The organism is Streptomyces sp. NPDC047706, assembly GCF_043204795.1.
Classification (GTDB): domain Bacteria; phylum Actinomycetota; class Actinomycetes; order Streptomycetales; family Streptomycetaceae; genus Streptomyces.
The window spans coordinates 17,075-39,497 of sequence record NZ_JBIDCW010000026.1 but is presented as its reverse complement, the minus strand read 5'-3'; the positions used below and the strand labels follow the sequence as shown (position 1 = coordinate 39,497).

The 22,423-nt window shown below is 69.9% G+C and carries 20 protein-coding genes and 2 pseudogenes; 11 read left to right on the top strand and 11 right to left on the bottom strand.

What is annotated here, in order from left to right; genetic code table 11:
- Positions 1–8 precede the first annotated feature (8 nt).
- Positions 9–443: a GNAT family N-acetyltransferase gene (locus ACGF8A_RS27065; RefSeq protein ID WP_393112672.1), complete on the top strand. Its 435-nt coding sequence runs from the start codon at positions 9–11 to the stop codon at positions 441–443.
- A 7-nt stretch (positions 444–450) separates the two neighbouring features.
- Here ACGF8A_RS27065 and ACGF8A_RS27060 read toward each other — a convergent pair.
- From ACGF8A_RS27060 to ACGF8A_RS27030, 7 genes and pseudogenes are all read right to left on the bottom strand, one after another.
- Positions 451–1,023 (bottom strand): annotated as a pseudogene (locus ACGF8A_RS27060) (YdcF family protein); the annotation flags it as partial.
- Positions 1,024–1,564: 541 nt separating this feature from the next.
- A complete protein-coding gene (locus tag ACGF8A_RS27055; protein ID WP_393112537.1) occupies positions 1,565–1,957 on the bottom strand; it encodes a hypothetical protein in 393 nt (130 codons plus the stop codon).
- 574 nt (positions 1,958–2,531) lie between these two features.
- The gene (locus ACGF8A_RS27050; protein ID WP_393112535.1) at positions 2,532–3,251 is read right to left on the bottom strand and encodes a TIGR03943 family putative permease subunit; all 720 of its coding nucleotides are present in this window, start codon (positions 3,249–3,251) and stop codon (positions 2,532–2,534) included.
- Positions 3,248–4,291, bottom strand: coding sequence for a permease (locus tag ACGF8A_RS27045; protein ID WP_393112533.1), 1,044 nt, complete (start codon positions 4,289–4,291; stop codon positions 3,248–3,250). Before ACGF8A_RS27045 ends, ACGF8A_RS27050 begins: the two co-directional genes overlap by 4 nt.
- Positions 4,292–4,551: 260 nt before the next feature.
- Positions 4,552–4,692: pseudogene (locus ACGF8A_RS27040) on the bottom strand (DNA-binding response regulator); the annotation flags it as partial.
- 212 nt (positions 4,693–4,904) lie between these two features.
- Positions 4,905–5,555, bottom strand: coding sequence for an FMN reductase (locus tag ACGF8A_RS27035; protein WP_393112531.1), 651 nt, complete (start codon positions 5,553–5,555; stop codon positions 4,905–4,907).
- Positions 5,552–6,664 carry an LLM class flavin-dependent oxidoreductase gene (locus ACGF8A_RS27030; protein ID WP_393112529.1) on the bottom strand — a complete coding sequence of 371 codons (1,113 nt, stop codon included), beginning with the start codon at positions 6,662–6,664 and terminating at the stop codon, positions 5,552–5,554. Before ACGF8A_RS27030 ends, ACGF8A_RS27035 begins: the two co-directional genes overlap by 4 nt.
- Positions 6,665–6,862: 198 nt before the next feature.
- Between ACGF8A_RS27030 and ACGF8A_RS27025 the strand changes: the two genes are divergently transcribed.
- Both ACGF8A_RS27025 and ACGF8A_RS27020 read left to right on the top strand, forming a co-directional pair.
- Positions 6,863–7,198, top strand: a complete 336-nt coding sequence (locus ACGF8A_RS27025) for a YnfA family protein (RefSeq protein ID WP_393112527.1) — start codon at positions 6,863–6,865, stop codon at positions 7,196–7,198.
- Between the two features lie 116 nt (positions 7,199–7,314).
- Positions 7,315–8,073, top strand: coding sequence for an SDR family NAD(P)-dependent oxidoreductase (locus ACGF8A_RS27020; protein WP_393112525.1), 759 nt, complete (start codon positions 7,315–7,317; stop codon positions 8,071–8,073).
- A gap of 26 nt (positions 8,074–8,099) precedes the next feature.
- Here the strand turns inward: ACGF8A_RS27020 and ACGF8A_RS27015 are convergent, their stop codons facing one another.
- Positions 8,100–9,293 carry an RtcB family protein gene (locus ACGF8A_RS27015; protein WP_393112523.1) on the bottom strand — a complete coding sequence of 398 codons (1,194 nt, stop codon included), beginning with the start codon at positions 9,291–9,293 and terminating at the stop codon, positions 8,100–8,102.
- Between the two features lie 168 nt (positions 9,294–9,461).
- On the opposite strand from ACGF8A_RS27015, the gene ACGF8A_RS27010 reads away from it, so the two are divergent.
- The 3 genes from ACGF8A_RS27010 to ACGF8A_RS27000 all read left to right on the top strand — a co-directional run bounded on the left by ACGF8A_RS27010 (position 9,462) and on the right by ACGF8A_RS27000 (position 12,699).
- A complete protein-coding gene (locus ACGF8A_RS27010) occupies positions 9,462–10,328 on the top strand; it encodes a DUF3558 domain-containing protein (RefSeq protein WP_393112521.1) in 867 nt (288 codons plus the stop codon).
- A 108-nt stretch (positions 10,329–10,436) separates the two neighbouring features.
- Complete coding sequence (locus tag ACGF8A_RS27005) at positions 10,437–11,294, top strand: DUF3558 family protein (protein WP_393112519.1); 858 nt, start codon at positions 10,437–10,439, stop codon at positions 11,292–11,294.
- 166 nt (positions 11,295–11,460) lie between these two features.
- Entirely contained in the window at positions 11,461–12,699 is a 1,239-nt protein-coding gene (locus ACGF8A_RS27000; protein ID WP_393112517.1) for a DUF2637 domain-containing protein, read from the top strand.
- A gap of 76 nt (positions 12,700–12,775) precedes the next feature.
- Here the strand turns inward: ACGF8A_RS27000 and lysS are convergent, their stop codons facing one another.
- Positions 12,776–14,518, bottom strand: coding sequence for a lysine--tRNA ligase (gene lysS, locus ACGF8A_RS26995; protein ID WP_393112515.1), 1,743 nt, complete (start codon positions 14,516–14,518; stop codon positions 12,776–12,778).
- Between the two features lie 266 nt (positions 14,519–14,784).
- Between lysS and argS the strand changes: the two genes are divergently transcribed.
- Positions 14,785–16,548, top strand: a complete 1,764-nt coding sequence (argS, locus tag ACGF8A_RS26990) for an arginine--tRNA ligase (RefSeq protein ID WP_393112513.1) — start codon at positions 14,785–14,787, stop codon at positions 16,546–16,548.
- A gap of 198 nt (positions 16,549–16,746) precedes the next feature.
- Here argS and ACGF8A_RS26985 read toward each other — a convergent pair whose 3' ends face one another.
- Positions 16,747–17,106 carry a DUF805 domain-containing protein gene (locus tag ACGF8A_RS26985; protein WP_393112511.1) on the bottom strand — a complete coding sequence of 120 codons (360 nt, stop codon included), beginning with the start codon at positions 17,104–17,106 and terminating at the stop codon, positions 16,747–16,749.
- Positions 17,107–17,481: 375 nt separating this feature from the next.
- Between ACGF8A_RS26985 and ACGF8A_RS26980 the strand changes: the two genes are divergently transcribed.
- The 4 genes from ACGF8A_RS26980 (at position 17,482) to ACGF8A_RS26965 (ending at position 21,394) form a co-directional block, all read left to right on the top strand.
- Positions 17,482–18,294: a DUF4253 domain-containing protein gene (locus ACGF8A_RS26980; RefSeq protein WP_393112509.1), complete on the top strand. Its 813-nt coding sequence runs from the start codon at positions 17,482–17,484 to the stop codon at positions 18,292–18,294.
- A gap of 18 nt (positions 18,295–18,312) precedes the next feature.
- Positions 18,313–18,567, top strand: a complete 255-nt coding sequence (locus tag ACGF8A_RS26975) for an EF-hand domain-containing protein (RefSeq protein WP_393112507.1) — start codon at positions 18,313–18,315, stop codon at positions 18,565–18,567.
- Between the two features lie 62 nt (positions 18,568–18,629).
- Complete coding sequence (locus ACGF8A_RS26970) at positions 18,630–20,105, top strand: glutamate--cysteine ligase (protein ID WP_393112505.1); 1,476 nt, start codon at positions 18,630–18,632, stop codon at positions 20,103–20,105.
- An 11-nt stretch (positions 20,106–20,116) separates the two neighbouring features.
- The gene (locus ACGF8A_RS26965; protein ID WP_393112503.1) at positions 20,117–21,394 is read left to right on the top strand and encodes an ATP-binding protein; all 1,278 of its coding nucleotides are present in this window, start codon (positions 20,117–20,119) and stop codon (positions 21,392–21,394) included.
- An 8-nt stretch (positions 21,395–21,402) separates the two neighbouring features.
- Here the strand turns inward: ACGF8A_RS26965 and hemB are convergent, their stop codons facing one another.
- Positions 21,403–22,401, bottom strand: coding sequence for a porphobilinogen synthase (gene hemB / locus ACGF8A_RS26960; RefSeq protein ID WP_393112501.1), 999 nt, complete (start codon positions 22,399–22,401; stop codon positions 21,403–21,405).
- Positions 22,402–22,423 lie beyond the last annotated feature (22 nt).

The window sequence follows — 22,423 nt, the reverse complement described above, 5'->3', positions numbered from 1 at the left end:
GCCGAGCCCTGTACGCACTGGCCGCCGAGTACACCACTATCGCCGCCTGGTTCGTCGACCACTGGACCGGCATGGACGGCTTCTCCTGCGTGGTGGCGTACGACGAAGACGAACCGGTCGGCTTCGCCTACGGTGCCCCTCTCGCCCCGGGCCGCGAATGGTGGCGCTCCACCGCGTACGAGCCGGACAACGGCTGCTCCTCCACCTACGCGGTCTCCGAGGTGATGGTGCGCCCAAGGTGGCGGAAGCAGGGAATCGCCGACCGCTTGCACGAGGCGCTACTCAAGGAACGTACGGAAGACCTCGCGGTAATGCTCGTCGACGTCACACACCCCAAGGTCCAAGTGCTCTACGAGACATGGGGATACGCCAGAGTCGGCGAGCAGCAACCGTTCGCCGACTCACCGGTGTACGCGGTCATGGTCAAAGACCTTCGGGACTGAGTCGCCGTCAGCCAGTGACAAGACGGCTGTCGAACCCCGCCCGCACAAGTCGCTCGTAAGCGTCATACACATCCGCCGGCACTTCCTGCTCGACGGCGAAGCCGAGCTTCGGATACTCGATCACCCGTTGCAGATCGCCCACCAGCATGTCCACGACGAGCTTCTCGTCGCCGATGGACTTGATGTAGTCGTCCAACTCCAGCGGCTCGGAGGCACACACGACGTCCACCTCGGGCCACAGCTTGCGGCAGGTCGCGTACGAACGGCGCTCCATGTACGGCTTGGAGATCAGCAGCAGAGACTCGACCCCGATGCCGACCTTGGCCAACAACTCGCGGGAGAAGGCGATGTTCTGGCCAGTGTTGGCTGCCTTCGGCTCAACCAGGACCGCCTCGTCCGGCACGCCCAGGCTCAGCGCGTGCTCGCGGTAATGGACGGCCTCGCCACGCGGGAAGGGTGCCCGGGTGGTAGGACTGTTGCCGCCACTGAACACCACAACCGGGAAGAGGCCGGCGCGGTACAAATCAGCGGCCGTGGTGGCCACACCGAGGTCGTGGCTGCCCAGGCTCCGAGCGGTGTTTGACCAGTATCGGGTACGGCTTTCTCTCCATGCACGCATCTCGACATAAACATGCCCATGACATGGCCCGCGCGGCCGTCGGTACCACGATCGAGCGACCACGAGCCAGGGAAGATCGGACTTAACGTCCACTGAGTTTCCCGGCCTCGGCCCGGGATCCGGCAGGCGATGCCCAGAAGGTGGCGCCGTTCGTCGAGCAGTTCCGCGATCGGTGCCGCGTCACAGCCTGAACATGCTCACATCACCGAAACTCACATCACCGAAACTCCTGCACCCCCAGGACTGACGAAAACTCAGCAGGGGAGGCTCTGACAGAAGACGTTGTCCTCGTCCCACCGCAATCCGCGATCGAGCGGGGAGCCAACGGCGGGACGAGGAGTTGCTGGCATTGGAGCGCAGTCAGAAGGCCATTTTCCCGGGTAGTGGATGTTCCGAGAACCAGCAGCTTGAGAAGCTGGCCCTCCTAGTCTTCTCCATCCCGCCAATCGGACGGTGTGAAGTCCGCTCGGAATGCTGACTGTTCACCGCGCCAACGTGAAATTCAGCAGGTGGGGCCGCCAGGGGGAGGGGCGGGCCGCCACGAGGAGAGGGCATCGTTCAGTCCGTGACTTGAAAGGTCAACGACGCTTGCACCGCCGGGAATCCTGATGCTGCGCCCCTGGTAGTTGTTGTGCTCGAAGAAGCAGACAGCGGTGCTCGTGCCGTTGCCGATGGATGAGATGCTGTCCTGATAGCCGGGAACCTGCTTTCCTGCGTCGCTGATGGTGTTCGAAGTGGTCACGCAGTTGCGCATGCTGGCGTCCTTGCAGACCCGGATGACGCCCGCCGCTGTTCCAGCTTCGGAGGCGGACGCAGTGTTCGTGGCAATGCTGAGGGCGCCCAGGCTCAGCGCCAGGCTCGCGGCCGTGCCTGCGAAGCCCATGATTTTACGCACTTCTCGTACCTCACAACTCTGAAGTGGGGGTCACGAAGACCTTGCTGATCTCCGGACGGCGTTCATTGACCGCGCGGGACGCCACGTTGTGACGCTCAACGCCCATCTCGACAGTGATTCACCTCACATTGACGATGTGTCCGGAAGTGCTTCCGTATCGTGGAAGCTGTGCGCACGTGTCCAAGCCTCCTTGAGGGCAGCGGTCGTAGCGGGCTGTCCGCTCTTTGCGCGGGTCGGTGTGTACGCCCATCGTTGATCAGCGACGGCCGCACTATTCGCAGCCTGAGCGCAAGTCGACCGAGAAGGCGATTCCCGCGTGCCGGCCTCCGGCTTCGGTTCTCGACTGGACCAGCGCCGGTCGGGCAGACGCACGCCGGCGACGGGATCGGGTTCGAGGGCGGTGATGGCGAGGTGAATGACAGTGCGGCTGTGGTGGGGGCGTCCGTCGTCACACCACGCTGCAGCGGGGCATCGGAGACTTCACCGTGTGCGTGATGACTCGGTCTGACGCGGCGGGAGGTGTCGGGTGCCAACAGCTGGCTGCCGATCAGCCCCAGGAGAGCCCGCCCGGATTTCACGGTGCCGTGAGCGGCAAGGCGTCCGTGTAGCCGTTCGCCGGTTTGGTGACCTTCCTGACGGTGTGGGCGTCCAGCGCTGCCGGGGCCGACTTCGTGCCCAGGGTGCCGGACGGGTGCCAGATTCCGGTGAGGGTCACCCACGTGTCGGCAGGCGGAGCCTGGACGCCGTGGACGCGGACCTTCACCGACTGGGCGTCCGCCGCGCAGCAGCTCAGCATCAGCCGGGTCAGGTACCAGCCGTCCCCGGCAGGCGTGACGAAGCCCGTCAGCTGCACCGTGCGGCCCTTGATCGCCTGCTCACGGTCCTGCTGCACGCGCTGAGTGAAGTCGGTGAGGGTCATCGGCAGCGGCGAGGTCGCAGGCAGCGGGTCGAAGTGGTCCTCCTCAGCGACCGGTTTGGCGGGCTCACGGGAGGCGGTGAAGGCACCGAGGGCCGGTGGGGCGTAGAAGAGCAGGCTCAGGGCGGGGAGGAAGAGCAGCCAGGCGACCTTGGGGGTGCCGGAGTGCACGCCGCCCGAGCAGTCGTGGGCGCCCTGGTCCTTCCTTCCCCACCATGCCTCCGCCGCCGCCAGCGCGAGCAGCAGCACCCCGGAGGCGATCAGCAGCGGACGCATGCCCTCCTTGACGTACCGCAGGTACAGGTCGCTGAGGAGGCAGGCGTGCAGGACGGCCAGGCCGCTGAGGGCGAGCAGGGTGATCTGGACGAGTCGCCTCACAGGAGTACCGCTCCGATCAGTACGGCGGCCAGGATCGCCACGACCGTCGTGGCGGCGGAGAAGCGGATCGCGAACGCCCGCCCGAACGTGCCCGCCTGCAGGGCGATCAGCTTCACGTCGACCATCGGTCCGACGACCATGAACGTCAGCCGGGCGACCGGCGAGAATCCGGTGAGCGAGGCCGCGACGAACGCGTCCGCCTCCGAGCACACGGCGAGAACGATGGCGAGCCCGGCGAGGAAGAGCACGGACAGCCACGGTGAGCCGGCGAACGTCTCCAGCGCGGAGCGCGGGACCGCCACGTTGAAGGTGGCGGCCGCCATGGCGCCGACGACGAGGAAGCCGCCCGCGTGCAGGAAGTCGTGCTGGAAGCCGCGCCGGAACTCGTCCCAGCGGCTGTGCCCCGGGCGGTGACCGGTGTGAGGGACCGCGGGCTTCAGCCACTCCGTACGGCCCAGCGCAAGCCACAGCCAGCCCATCGCCACCGCCGTGACGAGCGAGGCGAGCAGGCGGGCCAGCACCATCTCCGGGCTGCCGGGGAAGGCGACCGCCGTGGCGGTGAGGACGATCGGGTTGACGGCGGGAGCCGACAGCAGGAACGCGAAGGCGGCGGCCGGCGTGACACCCCGCCCGATGAGGCTGTTCGCGACCGGCACCGACGCGCACTCACAGCCGGGCAGCACGACCCCGGCGGCCCCGGCGACGGGCACGGCGAGCGCCGGACGCTTCGGCAGCAGCCGGTTGAACACGTGGGCCGGCACGAACGCGTTGATCGCGCCCGACAGAGCCGTGCCGAGCAGCAGGAACGGCAGCGCCTGCACGGTGACGGCCAGGCACACCGTCCGCCACGCCTGCACGGCCGGTTCGTCCGCCCACCGGCCGACGGCGAGCAGGAGCACGCCGGGGAGGACCGCGGCGGCCAGCAGCAGGAGCGGCCAGTGCCGCGGCCAGGAGGGGGCGGCTACGGCGCCGTCGGTACCCCGTGGCACACCGTCGCTGTCCCGCTCCCCGTGCGGGGCCAGGTGTTCGGTCTTGGGCATGCATGCTCCGCGTGTCGGGTCGAACGCAGCGACGATAGCGGGCGCCCGGCGCCCACGGGCCACGGCTTCGGGCAAGCCACCGGGCCACGGCTACGGACGCGCCCACGCACCACGGCTTCGGGCAAGCCACCGGGCCACGGCTACGGACCGGCTGATTCGGCGTGCCGGCGAACGGCCGCTCACCCACCCCCCGCATCCGGCACCCCCGCCCCCACGGTGAACCCGATGACCACCCCACCCCCCTTCCGCCCATACGCGAACGGCGCACCCCCGTGTGCCAGCGCCAGCGCCTCCACGCCGTCGGCGACCGCGGTGACCCGGTAGCCCTCAAGGGTCAGGGCCCGTTCCAGGGCGTTGCGGATGGCACGGTCGTCCTCGGCGAGCAGAACAGTCCGGGGCACGCGTCCAAGTGTGGCAAAGCACGCCGGACGTACGACCGGACGGGCGAGCGGCCCCTGCCCCTCTTACCGGCCTCTCACCCGCCCGGAACGACCCAGGACCGCCCCGGACCGACCCCGGACCGCCCCGGCGCACACCTTCCGTCCGCACACCTTCCGTCCGCACACCTCCCGTCCGCACACCTCCCGTCCGCACACCTCCTCGCCGGACGCACCTACCCGGCCGGCCGCAGCGCGGCGAGCTGCTGCTCGAACGGGACCACCTCGAAGCCCTCCGAGGCACCGCCCGCCGCGCCGACAGACGCAGCCACGGAACCGCCCGCCGCAACCGGCCCGCTCACCGACAGCCCCGTCATCAGCCGGACCAGCTCCCCCGCCGCCCGCTCGACACGCCCGTCCAGCCCCTCGGCGCCCCAGTCCTCCGACGCGGCGTACACGCCGGTCGGGACGACGACGGCCTTGAGGTAGGCGAAGAGCGGGCGCAGGGCATGCTCCAGTACCAGCGAGTGCCGGGCGGTGCCGCCGGTCGCCGCGACCAGCACCGGCTTGCCCGCCAGTGCGTCGGGCTCGATCACGTCGAAGAACGACTTGAACAGCCCGCTGTACGACGCCGAGAACACGGGCGTGACCACGATCAGCCCGTCGGCCTCCGTCACCGCGTCGATCGCGGCGGACAGGGCGTGCCCGGCGAACCCGTTGGTGAAGTTGTGCGCGATCTCGACGGCGAGTTCACGCAGCTCCACGACCTGCACCTCGACCGGTGCGCCGGCCGGCGCCTGCCGCTGCGCGGCCACGGCGAGCCGGTCGCCCAGCAGCCGTGTGGACGACGGCACACTCAGTCCTGCCGAGACGACGACGAGCTTCATGCGGCGGTCACCCCTTCCTCGGACCCTTCCTGGTCGCTCTGCCGCGCCTTGAGCAGCGAGGCGTGGACGGGGGCATCCGGCACGTCAGCCGGCCGCCCCTTGGCGAACTCCTCACGCAGCACCGGCACGACCTCCTCGCCCAGCATGTCGAGCTGCTCCAGCACGGTCTTCAGCGGCAGCCCGGCGTGGTCCATCAGGAACAGCTGGCGCTGGTAGTCACCGGCGTACTCGCGGAAGCTCAGCGTCTTCTCGATCACCTGCTGCGGCGAGCCCACGGTCAGCGGGGTCTGCTCCGTGAAGTCCTCCAGCGACGGGCCGTGCCCGTAGACCGGCGCGTTGTCGAAGTAGGGGCGGAACTCGCGCACCGCGTCCTGCGAGTTCTTCCGCATGAAGACCTGCCCGCCGAGCCCGACGATCGCCTGCTCGGGCGTGCCGTGCCCGTAGTGGGCGTACCGGCGCCGGTACAGCTCGACCATCCGCTTGGTGTGGTCGGCCGGCCAGAAGATGTTGTTGTGGAAGAAGCCGTCGCCGTAGTACGCGGCCTGCTCGGCGATCTCCGGCGAGCGGATCGAGCCGTGCCAGACGAACGGCGGTACGCCGTCCAGCGGGCGCGGCGTCGAGGTGAAGCCCTGGAGCGGCGTGCGGAACTTGCCCTCCCAGTTCACGACGTCCTCGCGCCACAGCCGGTGCAGCAGGGCGTAGTTCTCGACGGCGAGGTTGATGCCCTGGCGGATGTCCTGCCCGAACCAGGGGTAGACCGGGCCGGTGTTGCCGCGCCCCATCATCAGGTCCACCCGGCCGTCGGCCAGGTGCTGGAGCATCGCGTAGTCCTCGGCGATCTTCACCGGGTCGTTGGTGGTGATCAGCGTGGTCGAGGTGGAGAGGACCAGCCGCTCGGTGCGCGCCGCGATGTAACCGAGCATGGTCGTCGGCGACGAGGGCACGAACGGCGGGTTGTGGTGCTCGCCGGTGGCGAAGACGTCCAGGCCGACCTCCTCGGCCTTGAGCGCGATGGCGACCATTGCCTTGATCCGCTCACGCTCGGTCGGCGTACGTCCCGTGGTGGGGTCCGGCGTGACATCGCCGACGCTGAAGATCCCGAACTGCATGGTCGCTCATCCTCCACGTTGTTTATGGTTCAACTATACCCGCAGAACGGCGACCGCCCCGGACCTATTCCCGCCCTCAGCCACCCTCTCCGTGCGGGTGCCGGCCGGTCCGGTCCAGCAGCACCATGGAGCCGACCAGCCGCCCGGCACGTCACGCCCGGGCGGCACCGAAGCACGCGGGCATGCCAAGCTGCCCGCATGCTCGTGCTGCGCTCCGCCGCCCTCTTCCTTTTGGCCGCCCTCTTCGAGATCGGCGGCGCCTGGCTCGTCTGGCAGGGCTGGCGGGAACAGCGCGGCTGGCTCTGGATCACCGGCGGTGTCCTCGCCCTCGGCGCCTACGGCTTCGTCGTCACCTTCCAGCCGGACGCCCACTTCGGCCGCGTCCTCGCCGCATACGGCGGGATCTTCGTCGCCGGTTCGATCGCCTGGGGCATGATCGCGGACGGCTACCGCCCGGACCGCTGGGACATCACAGGCGCACTGATCTGCCTGGCAGGCATGGCAGTCATCATGTGGACCCCCCGATCAACCTGACCCCCCAGGGGCGCGGGGAACTGCGCGACCGGCCCCCACCCACCCGCAGCCAGCCACGCACGGACCCCACATATCCTGACCAGGCAACCCCCGCACCCCGCCGAGGAGGACCCCCCATGGCCCCGTCCCGCATCGCAGTAGTCACCGGCGCGAGCAGCGGAATCGGAGCCGCGACGGCACGGCAGCTGGCGGCCGCGGGCTGCCGCGTCGTCCTCACCGCCCGCCGCAAGGACCGCATCGAAGCACTGGCCGAAGAGATCACCGCGGCCGGCGGCCAGGCCACCGCGTACGCTCTGGACGTCACCGACCGCGCGGCCGTGGACGAGTTCGCCACCGCCTTCAAGACGATCGGGGTGCTGGTCAACAACGCGGGCGGGGCGCTGGGCCTGGACCCGGTGGCCACCGGCGACCCGGCGGACTGGCGGCAGATGTACGAGACGAACGTCCTCGGCACCCTCAACCTCACCCAGGCCCTGCTCCCCAAGCTGGTCGCGAGCGGCGACGGCACGGTGGTCGTGGTCTCCTCCACCGCCGGCCACGGCACCTACGAGGGCGGCGCCGGCTATGTCGCCGCCAAGCACGGCGCCCACGTCCTCGCCGAGACCCTGCGCCTGGAGATCCTCGGCGAGCCGGTCCGGGTCATCGAGGTCGCCCCCGGTCTGGTCAGGACCGAGGAGTTCGCCCTGACCCGCTTCGGCGGCGACGAGGAGCGGGCGGCCAAGGTCTACGAGGGTGTCCCCGACCCCCTGACCGCCGACGACGTGGCCGACACCATCACCTGGGCGGTCACCCGCCCCAGCCACGTCAACATCGACCTTCTGGTGGTCCGCCCCCGCTCGCAGGCCTCCAACACCAAGCTGCACCGCAGGAACTGAGGCCGAAGCGGACGACCGACTGCGTGTCAGCCCTTCACGCAGACAACCTGCTTCAGCTTCGCCACCACCTCGACGAGGTCCCGCTGCTGGTCGATGACCTGCTCGATCGGCTTGTACGCGCCAGGGATCTCGTCCACCACGCCGGAGTCCTTCCGGCACTCCACGCCCCGCGTCTGCTCCTCCAAATCCTTGGTGGAGAAGCGCCGCTTGGCGGCGTTGCGGCTCATCCGCCGCCCCGCGCCGTGCGAGGCCGAGTTGAAGGACATCTCGTTGCCGAGGCCCTTCACGATGTACGAGCCGGTCCCCATGGAGCCCGGGATGATCCCGTACTCCCCGGAGCCGGCGCGGATCGCGCCCTTGCGGGTCACGAGCAGGTCCATGCCCTCGTACCGCTCCTCCGCCACGTAGTTGTGGTGGCAGGAGATCTCCTGCTCGAACGTGGGCTTCGCCTTCTTGAACTCCTTGCGGACCACGTCCTTCAGGAGCGCCGTCATGAGCGTGCGGTTGTACCTGGCGTACTCCTGCGCCCAGAACAGGTCGTTGCGGTACGCCGCCATCTGCGGGGTGTCCGCGACGAAGACGGCGAGGTCACGGTCGACCAGGCCCTGGTTGTGCGGAAGCTTCTGGGCGACGCCGATGTGGTGCTCGGCGAGCTCCTTGCCGATGTTGCGGGATCCGGAGTGCAGCATCAGCCACACCGAACCGGCCGTATCGACGCAAACCTCGACGAAATGGTTTCCGCTGCCCAGCGTCCCCATCTGCTTGGTGGCCCGCTCCTCGCGGAACTTCACCGCATCGGCCACCGAGCCGAACCGCCCCCAGAAGTCGTCCCACCCGGACGTCGCCAGCCCGTGGAAGCGCCCCGGGTCGACGGGTTCGTCATGCATCCCCCGCCCCACCGGAATCGCCGCCTCGATCCTCGACCGCAGCCGCGACAGGTCACCGGGCAGATCGTTCTCCGTCAGCGACGTCCGCACCGCCGACATGCCGCACCCGATGTCGACCCCGACCGCCGCCGGGCACACCGCCCCGCGCATGGCGATCACGGACCCGACGGTCGCGCCCTTGCCGTAGTGCACGTCCGGCATGACGGCAAGCCCCTTGATCCACGGCAGGGTCGCCACGTTCCGCAGCTGCTGGAGCGCCCCCTCCTCGACCGCGGCGGGGTCGGTCCACATACGGATGGGTACCTTCGCACCCGGCATCTCGACGTACGACATAACAGCCTCATTCCCCCGGAAGATTTGAAAAGCCCTTAACCGCAAAACCGACGCCAAGGTCGACGTAAAGGACAACGGACCGGCGGTCACGGCAGTGCGTGCGATACACATTGTCTCCAGGGGGAGACCGGCGACGGCAAGCGATTAACCAGCGAGAGGAGCCTTACCGTGCAGCGGAAGGCGTACGTATCCGGCGTCGCCGCGCTCCTCGCGGCCCTGCTGGCCGGCTGCACCGGCGGCTCCGACGACGGCGGCTCCACGGACGACTCCAACCAGGGCGGCACCGGCACGGCCACCACGGCTGCCGAGCCCGGCCGCTACCGCACCCTCCCCGAACCCTGCGGCGCGATCGGCCAGGACACGCTCGACTCCCTCCTCCCCGGCATCCAGCTGATCGCCGACGCGGAGCAGCGCGAGCAGGCCTACGCGGGCGAGCCCACGCTGACCTACGACAACGACCGCAAGGTCGGCTGCCGCTGGAAGGTCGAGTCGGCCTCGGCGACGAACCATCTGTTCGTCGACTTCGAGCGGGTGGTGTCCTACGACAGCTCGGTCAGCGACGACGACCAGGCGCAGGAGCTGTTCGGGACCAAGCGGACGGCGGCGGACCTCCCGGAGCCGACGGCTACGGAGACGCTCTCCCCCACGGGAACGCGGTCCCCGTCCGGATCCGGAGCGCCGTCCGGCACCGGCACCCCGGCCGGCACCGGCGCCCCCAGCCCCACCGGCACCCCCACCAACACCCCGTCCGGCACCCAGAGCGGCACATCGAGCGCCACCGCCACTGCGACCGGCCTCCAGCCCCGCGTCCTCGACGACCTGGCCGACGAGGCCTTCCTCGACGACGAGCTGAACAGCACCGGTTCGACGGCCAAGCAGCGCACGGTGACTGTGGCGTTCCGCACGTCCAACGTCATCGTCACCATCGCCTACGAGGAGCAGCCGGCAACCGTCGGGCTCGCCCCCGACAGCGAGGAAATGCAGGACAGGGCCCGGAAACTGGCCGCGCGGCTGGCCGACTCGTTCGCCGGGTAACGTCCTTTCGCGCCCCGGGTGAAGCGGCTGAACCGAGTCCGCGCAGTGCCCTCACCGCGTACCGTGACCCCTCGGACCTGTAACCCGAGCGTCACGAGTGAAGGAACCATGCAGCGACGAGCACAGCGCGCCGACCAGCCCGAGCAGCGACCCAGCCGCCTCAACCGCGTCCTCGCGGGCGCGGCGGCCGTCCCCGTGATGCTGATCGCCGCAGGCTGCTCCTCGGACTCCGCCGGCGCCGACGCCAAGGCGTCCGAGAGCCCGGCGGGCGCGTCCGCGAGCCCCTCGCCCACCGTGGAGGCGGCGGCGTACGCGAAGCTGCCCGAGCCCTGCGAGGTGCTGTCGAAGAAGACGCTGGAGGAACTGGTCCCGGAGGCCGGCAAGTCGGGCAAGGAAGGCAACTCGGACGATGTCTCCGTCCGGGCCGGCTGCTCCTGGGACAGCCTCGACAACAACGGCGTCAAGGGCTCCCAGTTCCGCTGGCTGAACGTCTCGCTGCTGCGCTTCGAGTCCGACGCCGCGCGCGGGGCGGGCGAACGGCGGGCGCAGGAGCACTACTCCCAGCAGGTCGCCGACGCGAAGTCCGCCGAGGGCGCCAAGAACACCACTTCCGAGCAGGTCACCGGCACGGGCGACCAGGCGACGGCCGTGCGCTACGACCTGAAGAAGAAGGAAGGCGCCTTCAAGCAGCAGACGGTCGTGGCGCGCGTCGAGAACGTCGTCGTCACGGTCGACTACAACGGCGCGGGCCTGGCAGGCGAGAAGTCGCCCGACGCCGACGACCTGATGAAGGCGGCGCAGAAGGCGGCCAAGGAGGCGGTGGCGGCGGTCACGAAGGCGAACGGGGCGGACGCCGCGGCGGCCCCGAAGAGCCCGAAGTCGCCGTCCGGCTCGCCGTCCGAGCCGTCCGCCGAGTCGCCCTCGGAGTCGTCCGCTTCGTCCGGCTCGCCGGCGAAGCAGAGCTGACCCGGGGAACCGCGCGGGATCACCGGCGGCCACCGGAAGAGTCACGGATGGGCTGACGTACACGGTCCGGCCACCCGTTCCCCGTACGCATGTGCCACCCTGTTGGGCGCGCAACAACACGCAGTGGGAGGGGAATACGGTGGCCGCGCCACTACAGCTGACACGGATGCACCGCGTTCTCATCGGTGTGGTCGTCTTCGGTGCCGTGATCATCGCGGGCATCGGCTTCGCGGGTTCGTACGCGGCCGTCCGCGAACTGGCCCTGCAGAAGGGCTTCGGGGACTTCAGTTACGTCTTCCCGATCGGCATCGACGCGGGCATCTGCGTCCTGCTCGCCCTGGATCTGCTCCTGACCTGGATCCGCATCCCCTTCCCGCTGCTGCGCCAGACGGCGTGGCTGCTGACGGCGGCGACGATCGCCTTCAACGGCGCGGCGGCCTGGCCGGACCCGCTGGGCGTCGGTATGCACGGCGTCATCCCGATCCTGTTCGTGGTCTCGGTGGAGGCAGCCCGGCACGCGATCGGCCGCATCGCGGACATCACGGCGGACAAGCACATGGAGGGCGTCCGCCTCACCCGCTGGCTGCTCTCACCGCTCCCCACCTTCCTGCTCTGGCGCCGGATGAAGCTGTGGGAACTCCGCTCCTACGACCAGGTCATCAGGCTGGAGCAGGAACGCCTCGTCTACCAGGCCCGCCTCCGCTCCCGCTACGGCCGCGCATGGCGCCGTAAGGCACCGGTGGAGGCACTGATGCCGCTCCGCCTGGCCAAGTACGGCGTCCCCCTCGCGGACACGGCCCCGTCGGGCCTGGCAGCGGCGGGCATCGAGCCGACGCTGATACCGCCGACGCCACAGCAGCACGCCTTGGAGTCAGCAACGGCACTGCCCAGCGAGCAGCGCCCCCAACGCCACAGCAGCCAGGAATCCGTACAACGCGACCAGCCGGAGCACCAGAATCCCTGGCTCCACGCCCGCGACCCCCAGACCATCGAGTACCACGGCGGCTACGACCCCAATTACGACCCGGAGGCCGCGTACGCCGAGTGGTACGAGGAGCAGCGCCAGGCGGAGCAGTCCCAGCAGTACCAGCAGCAGTACGAGGAACCCCCGCCGATCCCCGAGCCCTCCCCGGAGGACACCGGCACGTTCCCCATCCCGGTGGGCCCGGGCCGCACGCGCGAACTCGGCGAAGGCGGCGGCACCATGCCCCCGCAGCCGGACGACGAGTCGTTCTACCAGGTCTTCAAGCAGTCGATCAACGGCAGCTACCCGACCCCGAACCAGCTCATCGACAACATCGAGGCGGAGTTCGGCATCCGCCTCGACGGCCCGGAGGCCAAGCGCCTGGTCAACGTGTTCACGAACCGCCACTACACGGAACTGGAAGAAGACCACATCGCGTAACGTCCCCGGCAAGGCGCCCGCTTCAGTGGCGGCGCCCGGCGAACACCGGGCGCCCCCATCACCGAAGAGAAGCGGCTTACTCCCCGAGCAGGGCCCGCACGCGCTCCTGCCCCACCGCCAGCAGCAGCGTCGGCAGCCGCGGCCCGGTGTCCCGGCCCACCAGCAGGTGGTACAGCAGCGCGAAGAACGTCCGCTGGGCCGTCTTGATCTCCGGCGGCAGCTCCTTCGGCGTGGCGTCGGCGGAGAACCCGGCCTGGACCTTGGGCACCCCGTAGACCAGATGGGCCAGCCCGTCCAGCGACCAGTGCTCCGCCAACCCGTCGAGCAGCAGCCGGATCGACCGCTGGGACGCCTCGTCGAGCGACTTCAGCAGCTCGGCGTCGGGCTCCTCGCGCACGATGGTCCGCTGGTCGGCGGGGACCTGCGTGTTGATCCACGCCTCGGCCCTGTCGTACCGCGGGCGCACCTCGTCCAGCGAGCCGAGCGGCTTGTCGGGGTCCAGCTCGCTCAGGATCCGCAGCGCCTGGTCCGCGTGCCCGGCGGTGATGTCGGCGACGGACGCGAGCGTCCGGTACGGCATCGGCCGGGGCGTCGCGGGCAGCTCACCGGCGGCCGTACGCACCGCACGCGAGTGCGCGGCGACGTCGGCCGGCAGCGCGGAGCCGTCGGCCACCTTGGCGTCGAGCTTGTCCCACTCGTCGTAGAGCCGCTGGATCTCCTGGTCGAAGGCGATCTTGAACGACTGGTTGGGCCTGCGCCGGGCGTACAGCCAGCGCAGCAGCTGCGGCTCCATGATCTTCAGCGCGTCGGCCGGGGTGGGCACCCCGCCCCGGGAGGAGGACATCTTCGCCATCCCGGAGATCCCGACGAACGCGTACATCGGGCCGATCGGCTGCTTGCCGCCGAAGATCCCGACGATCTGGCCGCCCACCTGGAAGCTGGATCCCGGGGACGAGTGGTCGACACCGCTCGGCTCGAAGATGACACCCTCGTAGGCCCACCGCATCGGCCAGTCGACCTTCCAGACCAGCTTGCCGCGGTTGAACTCGTTCAGCCGGACGGTCTCCGAGAAACCGCAGGCCGTGCACGCGTACGTCAGCTCGGTGGTGTTGTCGTCGTAGGAGGTGACGGTGGTGAGGTCCTTCTCGCAGTTGCCGCAGTAGGGCTTGTACGGGAAGTACCCGGCGGAACCGGAGCTGCCGTCGTCCTCGGCGGCCGCCCCGGACCCCTCCGCGGCTTCGATCTCGGCCTCGTCGACGGGCTTCTGCTGCGGCTTCTTCCCGGCCTTGGGCTTGGTCCGGTACTGCGCGAGCACGGCGTCGATGTCGCCGCGGTGCCGCATCGCGTGCAGGATCTGCTCGCGGTACACCCCGGAGGTGTACTGCGCGGTCTGGCTGATCCCGTCGAACTCGACGCCCAGCTCGGCCAGCGACTCGATCATGGCCGCCTTGAAGTGCTCCGCCCAGTTCGGGTGCGGCGACCCGGCGGGGGCGGGCACGGAGGTCAGCGGCTTGCCGATGTGCTCGCTCCAGGACTCGTCGACCCCGGCGACCCCGGCGGGCACCTTCCGGTACCGGTCGTAGTCGTCCCACGAGATCAGGTGCCGGACCTCGCGCCCCCGGCGCCGGATCTCGTCGGCGACGAGGTGCGGGGTCATGACCTCGCGCAGGTTCCCCAGGTGGATGGGGCCGGAGGGCGAGAGCCCGGACGCGACGACAACGGGTTTGCCCGGGGCCCGGCGCTCCGACTCCTCGATGACCTCATCCGCGAAACGGGAGACCCAGTCGGTGGTCTCGGTGCTCTGAGCCACGATCGGCACGTCCTTCTTTCTCCTGAGGCAGCCGGTACGGTCAACGGCCGGCGTCCCCATTCTCCCAGCAACGGCGGCAACGGCGAAAACGCCTTTTCAAGCAGCCGCCCCAGGGGCGCGGGACTTCGCCCGTGCGCGACTGCGCCACGTGGGCGCGACCGGCCCCCGACCGCCCCCACCGCCCCCACCGCCCCGCGGCCAGAAAACCGCTTCACCCCCCATGGGATACTGACCGTGTCTATCTGAACCCACGAGGAGAACGGGCACCCACTCCTATGGCCTCGGTCACGTCGCTCACCGATCTCGTCAACCAGCGCCTCGCGGACGCCCTCTCGGCCACCCTGCCGGCCGCGGACGCGGACCCGCTGCTGCGACGAAGCGACCGGGCCGACTTCCAGGCCAACGGCATCCTCGCGCTGGCCAAGAAGGCGAAGGCGAACCCCCGGGACCTGGCGACCCAGGTGGTCGCGCAGGTCACGTCCGGCGACGTGATCAAGGACATCGAGGTCTCCGGCCCCGGCTTCCTCAACATCACGCTCACCGACAAGGCGATCACGGAGAACCTGGCCGCGCGGTACGCGGACCCCCAGCGGCTCGGCGCCCCTTACGCGGACGCTCCCGGCACCACGGTCATCGACTACGCCCAGCCGAACGTGGCGAAGGAGATGCACGTCGGCCACCTCCGCTCCGCGGTCATCGGTGACTCGGTGGTCCAGCTCCTGGAGTTCACCGGCGAGAACGTCGTCCGCCGGCACCACATCGGCGACTGGGGCACCCAGTTCGGCATGCTCATCCAGTACCTGGACGAGCACCCGCACGAGTTGGACCACAAGGCCTCCGAAGTCAGCGGCGAGGAGGCGATGTCGAACCTCGACCGCCTCTACAAGGCCGCCCGCAAGCTGTTCGACTCCGACGAGGAGTTCAAGACGAGGGCACGCCGCAGGGTGGTGGACCTCCAGGCGGGCGACCCGCACACGCTCGCCATGTGGCAGAAGTTCGTCGACGAGTCGAAGATCTACTTCTTCTCCGTCTTCGAGAAGCTGGACATGGAGGTCCGCGACCCGGACATCGTCGGCGAGTCGGGCTACAACGACATGCTGGCGGAGACCTGCCGCCTGCTGGAGGAGTCGGGCGTGGCGGTCCGCTCCGAGGGCGCCCTGTGCGTCTTCTTCGACGACATCAAGGGCCCGGACGGCAACCCGGTCCCGCTGATCGTCCAGAAGTCGGACGGCGGTTACGGCTACGCGGCGACCGACCTCTCCGCGATCCGCGACCGCGTCTTCAACCTGAAGGCGAACAGCCTGATCTACGTCGTGGACGCCCGCCAGTCCCTGCACTTCAAGATGGTCTTCGAGACGGCGCGCAGGGCGGGCTGGCTCAACGACGACGTGAAGGCGTACCAGCTGGCCTTCGGTACGGTCCTCGGCAAGGACGGCAAGCCCTTCAAGACCCGTGAGGGCGAGACGGTCCGCCTGGTCGACCTCCTGGACGAGGCGATCGACCGCGCCACGGCGGTGGTGCGGGAGAAGGACACCCAGCGGCAGCTCTCCGAGGAGGAGGTCGCCGAGCGCGGCGCCCAGGTGGGCATCGGCGCGGTGAAGTACGCCGACCTGTCGACCTCGGCCAACCGTGACTACAAGTTCGACCTGGACCAGATGGTCTCGCTGAACGGCGACACCTCGGTCTACCTCCAGTACGCCTACGCCCGTATCCGGTCGATCCTGCGCAAGGCCGGCGGGACCCACCCGCAGGCCCGCCCGGAGCTGGGCCTCCACGAGGCGGAACGCGCGCTGGCCCTGCACGTGGACGCGTTCGCGGAGACGGTTGCCGAGGCGGCGTCGGAGTACGCGCCGCACAGGATGACGGCGTACCTGTACCAGCTGGCGTCCCTCTTCACGTCGTTCTACGACAAGTGCCCGGTCCTCAAGGCCGAGACCCCGGCACAGGTCGGGAACCGCCTGTTCCTCTGCGACATCACGGCCCGCACCCTGCACCAGGGCATGGCCCTGCTCGGCATCAGGACCCCTGAGCGCCTCTGAGTCCCGTCCGAACCCGCACCGCGCGACGCGGTACCGCACCACGCCACGCGGTACCGCACCACGCCTGACGCACCCACGCGGTACCGCACCACGCCCTACCGCACGCGCAGCATCCCGGCCCGCTGAACCCGGCCGCGCCGCCCGCACAGCAGAAGGCCGCCCGGCGGAACCGGGCGGCCAGGGTGGTGCGTGGGTGCGTCAGGCGTGGGCCGGAGCGGACTTCGGGTTCTCGCCGTACTTGTTGCCGCCCGTCTCGCCCTCGAGGCACATGAAGACCAGCAGCACGATCGAGCCGACGAGCGGGACGAGGGCGATGAGGATCCACCAGCCCGTACGGCCGGTGTCGTGCAGTCGCCGAACCGTGACGCCCAGGGAGGGCAGCAGGAGGCCGAGGGCCAGGATCAGGCCGAGGACCTGCGAGCCGAAGACGGCGAAGTCGACGATCGCCAGCACGACGGCGAGGATCACGTAGACCAGCACGTACATCCAGTATTCCTTGCGACGCGCGCGCCCGCTGAACACCGCGTACTTCTTGACGACTTCGATGAACCAGTTCATTGCGTCCCCCCAGGGATCGATGTACGGAAGCCTCACCGATCGGATCCGGCCAGACGCAGACCGTATGCACCTGACGCGATCCCGTCAACACGTTAGGCCCGGCCCCATCCAGTCACCGGTCGGCTCGGACCGCGCGCCTCCGAGGGCGGACAGCCGTCGCTTTCCGGACAGATCGCACCAAGATTTCCGGACGGCGGGGCACACTCGCACGGAGCTGCGGGGCGGGGAGGTGACCTCGACACCCGGCAGCGGCCGAACCGTGCGCGATCCGTTGCAGTCTCTACGCCGCTTCGAGGCTGGAACGATCTCGAACCGTTGCCTCTCCGCCCGCTCCCTCGGGGCCCGTTGTCAGTGGGCGGCTCTACAGTCACCGACATGGCGACTCTTCCGAACCCGCTGCCCACGCTGGCGACCGACCCGAGCGGCCGTTCCCTCGGCCTCTCACTTCCGCCCGGGACCTTGATCGACGTCACGGACGAGGGTTTCTGGCACGAGCCGCTGCTGTGGCACGCCTCGCAACCCGCGACCCCCGGTGACTGGACGGCGCTGCAAGGGGCCCGCACCGCAGGCCTGCTTCCGCTCCTCATGGACGTGGGCGGCGGCCAGGGCGGCCCCGAGGCCTGGGAACTGATGCCGGGCGACACCTCGTACCCCGGAGACCACGACCCGGAAGAGGTACTGTCCGAGCACTGGGAGGACAACGAGGACAACGAGGACAACGAGGACAACGAGGACGACGAGTGGCCGGGCCTGGCCCCCGAACCCCGGGCGGTCACCCCCGCCCCCGACCCGGACGCGCTGGCCACGGAGATCGCCGACCACCTCCTCACGGACGGAAGCTGGCTCAAGGAGCCCCGTGTCGCCCTGGTCCCCGCCCGTCGCAGTGCGGACATCCCGGCGGCGATCGGCTGGCCGGGGCCCGTCAATCACGAGGGGGACGTGGCCCGCCTCAGCGCGGTGCTCCGCTCCTGGGAGGACCGCTTCGGCGTGCGTGTCGTCGCGCTCGCCTTCGACCAGTTGATCCTCTCCGTCGCGGCACCGCCCGGCACCCGCGACGAGGCGCGGGCGGTGGCCGCCGAGCACTACGCGTTCTGCCCGGACAACGTCGACCAGGGCGGGACCCCGTCCCTCGATGCTTACGCCGAGCAACTCATCGACCAGGAAATCTGGTCCTTCTGGTGGGACTGACCGGAATGAGGACGAGAGATGAGCGAGAAGGCGCGGAAGCTGTTCGAGGCGCTTGACCTTGACAGGAACGGGATTCTGACGCGTGAGGAGGTGATCGTCGCCCTGCGGACCAAGGGCCCGACCCTCGCGGCCTCGGGGGTGCTGCCCTTCTGGGGCGTGGGGGACGCCGACGCCTCGTCCGCGCTGTTCGACGCGGCCGACCAGAACGGAGACGCGGTGCTGACCCTGGAGGAGTTCTCAGCGGTGGTGGACCGCCGGTTCGGCTGGCGCTGACATCTCGCTCACCTGGTGCGACGCTGGAGGCAACAGGTTTCCGAGGGAACTCGGGAGGCCCGATGGGACGGGACGTCCCGGCGGTGGTCTTCACCCGCGAGGACCGCCGCCGGTACCGGATCAAGGTGCAGCAGTGCCTGGACGCGTTCGCCCAGATGCTGCGCGAGTCACGGTTCGAGTCGGAGCGTCCGCAGGTGGGGCTGGAGATCGAGCTGAACCTGGTCGACGACGACGCCGAGCCGGCGATGCGCAACAGCGACGTGCTGGAGGCGATAGCGGACCCCGCGTGGTCCACGGAGCTGGGCCGGTTCAATCTGGAGATCAACGTTCCGCCGCGGCGTCTGACCGAGGGCGGCCCGGACTCCTGGGAGTCGGAGGTCCGCGCCGCGCTGAACCATGCCGACGAGCGCGCCAGGTCGGTGGGCGCGCGGCTGATCATGATCGGCATCCTGCCCACGCTCCAGCAGCAGCACGCCGGTGAGCGCGCCCTGTCGGAGAACCCGCGCTACCGGCTGCTCAACGACCAGGTCTTCGCGGCCCGGGGCGAGGACCTGCGGATCGAGGTGGACGGCGTCGACCGGCTGCGGACGTACGCCGACACGATCACCCCGGAAGCCGCGTGCACCAGCACCCAGTTCCATCTCCAGGTCTCACCGGAGGAGTTCCCCGGCTACTGGAACGCGGCCCAGGCCATCTCGGGCATCCAGGTCGCGCTGGCGGCCAACGCGCCGTTCCTGTTCGGCAAGGAGCTCTGGCACGAGACGCGGATCCCGCTGTTCGAGCAGGCCACCGACACCCGCCCGCAGGAGATCAAGGTGCAGGGGGTGCGTCCCCGGGTCTGGTTCGGGGAGCGCTGGATCAACAGCGTCTTCGACCTCTTCGAGGAGAACCTGCGCTACTTCCCGGCCCTGCTGCCCCTGTGCGACGAGCAGGACCCTCTGGGGACGCTGGAGCAGGGCGACGTCCCCGAGCTGGGCGAGCTGACCCTGCACAACGGCACCATCTACCGCTGGAACCGCCCGGTCTACGCCATCGCCCACGACAAGCCGCACGTCAGGGTGGAGAACAGGGTGCTGCCCGCCGGCCCGACCGTCGCCGACACCCTCGCCAACGGCGCCTTCTACTACGGCCTCACCCGCGCCCTGGTGGAGGAGGAGCGGCCGGTGTGGTCGCGGATGTCCTTCGCGGCCGCCGAGGAGAACCTGCACACGGCGGCCCGGCACGGCATCGACGCCCGCCTGTACTGGCCCGGGATGGGCGAGGTGCCGGCGTCCGAACTCGTCCTGCGGCGGCTGCTCCCCCTCGCCCACCGGGGCCTGGAGCTCTCCGGCATGGACGACGCCTGGCGCGAGCCGCTGCTCGGCATCATCGGGCAGCGGTGCGTCACCGCCCGCAACGGCGCGGTCTGGCAGAAGGAGATGTTCCACCAGGCGGCCGCGTCCGCCGGGGGCCGCCACGAGGCGCTCCGCCGGATGACACAGCTGTACATCGACTACATGCATCTCAACGCGCCCGCCCACACCTGGCCGGTCGACTGAGGCGGTGGGCGATGCCCGCTTGGCACCTGCGCGACTACCACGACGACGACCTGGACCAGGCGATCCAGCTCTGGGACCAGAGCCGGCGGTCGGACCAGGACCCGGTCTTCCCGGTCTCCGAGGTGATCGCGGCGGCCAAGGCCGGCCAGCCCGCGGTGGTGGCGGTGGCCGGTGACGAACTGGTCGGCATGGCCATGGCCCAGGCGTACGGAAAGCGCGGCTGGCTCCTCCTGGTGGCGCTCGCCTCACGGTGGCGCGAGCGCGGTATCGGCAGCGCCCTCCTCGCCGACCTGGAGCGGCGCCTGCACGCGCTGGGCGTGCGCCACGTCAGCGCCCTGCTGCCCGCCGGGGCCGCGGGGACGACCGCGCTGGAGAATTCCGGCTACCGCTCCCGTGAGGGCCTGACCTACTACGAGAAGGTCGAGCCCCCGGGTGCCGCCGACGCGGACGTCCTCGCCGCGCTGGGCGGGCGGATGCTGCCGGAGGGCCTGTGGGCCGCGATGGCCGGCATGAGCCACGAGAAGCAGGTCGTCGACCGCCGGGTCGTGCTGCCCCTGCAGGAGCCGGCACTGGCCGAGCGGTACGGCGTCCTGCCGCCCAAGGCGATCATCCTTTTCGGTCCGCCCGGCACCGGGAAGACCAGCTTCGCCAAGGCCGTCGCCTCCCGCCTCGGCTGGCCCTTCGTGGAGCTCTTCCCGTCCAGGCTGGCGGCCGACACCAGCGAGGGACTGGCCGCCGCACTGCGCGAGGCCTTCGCGGTACTGGCGGAACTCGACTCGGTGCTGCTCTTCATCGACGAGGTGGAGGAGATCGCCGGAGCGCGCTCGGGAAAGGCGGTCGATCCCGGGCACGGGGTGACCAACGAGCTGCTCAAGCTCATCCCCGTCTTCCGCGAGCAGGACGCCCGTCTGCTGGTCTGCTCCACCAACTCGGTCCGCTCGCTGGACGCGGCATTCCTGCGGCCGGGCCGGTTCGACTACGTCATCCCCATCGGCCCGCCGGACCCGGCCGCCCGCTCAGCGATCTGGGCCCGCTACCTCGCGGGCACCGCCGGCGCGATCGACGTCGATCAACTGGTCGCGGCCAGCGAGCTGTTCACTCCGGCCGACATCGAGTTCGCGGCCCGCAAGGGCGCGCAGGCCGCGTTCGAACGGGAGGTCACCCACCGCCAGGGCCTCCCGGCGACCACCGAGGACTACCTGACGGCCATCACCGACACCCGCCCCACACTCACTCCCCGGCTGATCGAGGAGTTCACGGAGGACATCGGGAAGTACAGCCGGCTCTGAGGGAGCTTCTAGCCCCTTCCCAGCTTCTGGGCCACTTCGGTGGCCCAGTAAGTGAGGATGTTCTGCGCCCCGGCCCGCTTGATACCGGTCAGCGACTCCACGATCGCCCGCTCCCGGTCGATCCAGCCCTTCTCGGCGGCGGCCTCGATCATCGCGTACTCACCGGAGATCTGATAGGCGGCCACCGGCACGTCCACCGCGTCCGCGACACGCGCCAGGACATCCAGGCAGGGCCCGGCCGGCTTCACCATCACCATGTCGGCCCCCTCCTCCAGGTCGAGAGCCAGTTCCCGCATCGACTCCCGAACGTTGGCGGGATCCTGCTGATACGTCTTGCGGTCCCCCTGCAGCGAGGAGGCGACGGCCTCCCGGAAAGGCCCGTAGAACGCCGACGCGTACTTGACGGTGTAGGCGAGGACGGCCACGTCCTCCCGCCCGATCTGGTCCAGGGCATCCCTGATGACCCCGACCTGCCCGTCCATCATCCCGCTGGGCCCCACCACATGGGCCCCGGCGTCGGCCTGGACCTGGGCCATCTCGGCGTACCGCTCCAGGGTCGCGTCGTTGTCGACGCGGCCGGACTCGTCGAGCACGCCGCAGTGCCCGTGATCGGTGGTCTCGTCGAGACAGAGATCGGACATCACCAGCAGCTCGTCGCCGACCTCGGCCCGCACGTCGCGCAGGGCGGCCTGCAGGATCCCGTCCGGATCGGTCCCGGGAGTCCCCACCGCGTCCTTCTTGGAGTCCTCCGGCACCCCGAACAGCATGATCCCGGAGATCCCGGCGGCCACGGCCTCGGCAGCGGCCTTCTTCAGGCTGTCCCGGGTGTGCTGTACGACCCCGGGCATGGAGGCGATGGCCACCGGCTCACTCACGCCCTCCCGCACGAACGCGGGCAGGATGAAGTCGGCGGGATGCAACCGGGTCTCGGCGACCATGCGCCGCATGACGGGCGAGGTGCGCAGCCGACGAGGACGAGAACCGGGGAAGGATCCGTACTTCGACATACGCCCACGCTACGCCCGCCCG

What these genes read in the sequence shown, in the direction of transcription:
- ACGF8A_RS27045 (WP_393112533.1), bottom strand. Translation starts at nt 4,291, where the DNA reads ATGCCCAAGACCGAACACCTGGCCCCGCACGGGGAGCGGGACAGCGAC.
- ACGF8A_RS27035 (WP_393112531.1), bottom strand. Translation starts at nt 5,555, where the DNA reads ATGAAGCTCGTCGTCGTCTCGGCAGGACTGAGTGTGCCGTCGTCCACA.
- ACGF8A_RS27030 (WP_393112529.1), bottom strand. Translation starts at nt 6,664, where the DNA reads ATGCAGTTCGGGATCTTCAGCGTCGGCGATGTCACGCCGGACCCCACC.
- ACGF8A_RS27025 (WP_393112527.1), top strand. Translation starts at nt 6,863, where the DNA reads ATGCTCGTGCTGCGCTCCGCCGCCCTCTTCCTTTTGGCCGCCCTCTTC.
- ACGF8A_RS27020 (WP_393112525.1), top strand. Translation starts at nt 7,315, where the DNA reads ATGGCCCCGTCCCGCATCGCAGTAGTCACCGGCGCGAGCAGCGGAATC.
- ACGF8A_RS27015 (WP_393112523.1), bottom strand. Translation starts at nt 9,293, where the DNA reads ATGTCGTACGTCGAGATGCCGGGTGCGAAGGTACCCATCCGTATGTGG.
- ACGF8A_RS27005 (WP_393112519.1), top strand. Translation starts at nt 10,437, where the DNA reads ATGCAGCGACGAGCACAGCGCGCCGACCAGCCCGAGCAGCGACCCAGC.
- ACGF8A_RS27000 (WP_393112517.1), top strand. Translation starts at nt 11,461, where the DNA reads ATGCACCGCGTTCTCATCGGTGTGGTCGTCTTCGGTGCCGTGATCATC.
- argS (WP_393112513.1), top strand. Translation starts at nt 14,785, where the DNA reads ATGGCCTCGGTCACGTCGCTCACCGATCTCGTCAACCAGCGCCTCGCG.
- ACGF8A_RS26985 (WP_393112511.1), bottom strand. Translation starts at nt 17,106, where the DNA reads ATGAACTGGTTCATCGAAGTCGTCAAGAAGTACGCGGTGTTCAGCGGG.
- ACGF8A_RS26980 (WP_393112509.1), top strand. Translation starts at nt 17,482, where the DNA reads ATGGCGACTCTTCCGAACCCGCTGCCCACGCTGGCGACCGACCCGAGC.
- ACGF8A_RS26975 (WP_393112507.1), top strand. Translation starts at nt 18,313, where the DNA reads ATGAGCGAGAAGGCGCGGAAGCTGTTCGAGGCGCTTGACCTTGACAGG.
- ACGF8A_RS26970 (WP_393112505.1), top strand. Translation starts at nt 18,630, where the DNA reads ATGGGACGGGACGTCCCGGCGGTGGTCTTCACCCGCGAGGACCGCCGC.
- ACGF8A_RS26965 (WP_393112503.1), top strand. Translation starts at nt 20,117, where the DNA reads ATGCCCGCTTGGCACCTGCGCGACTACCACGACGACGACCTGGACCAG.
- hemB (WP_393112501.1), bottom strand. Translation starts at nt 22,401, where the DNA reads ATGTCGAAGTACGGATCCTTCCCCGGTTCTCGTCCTCGTCGGCTGCGC.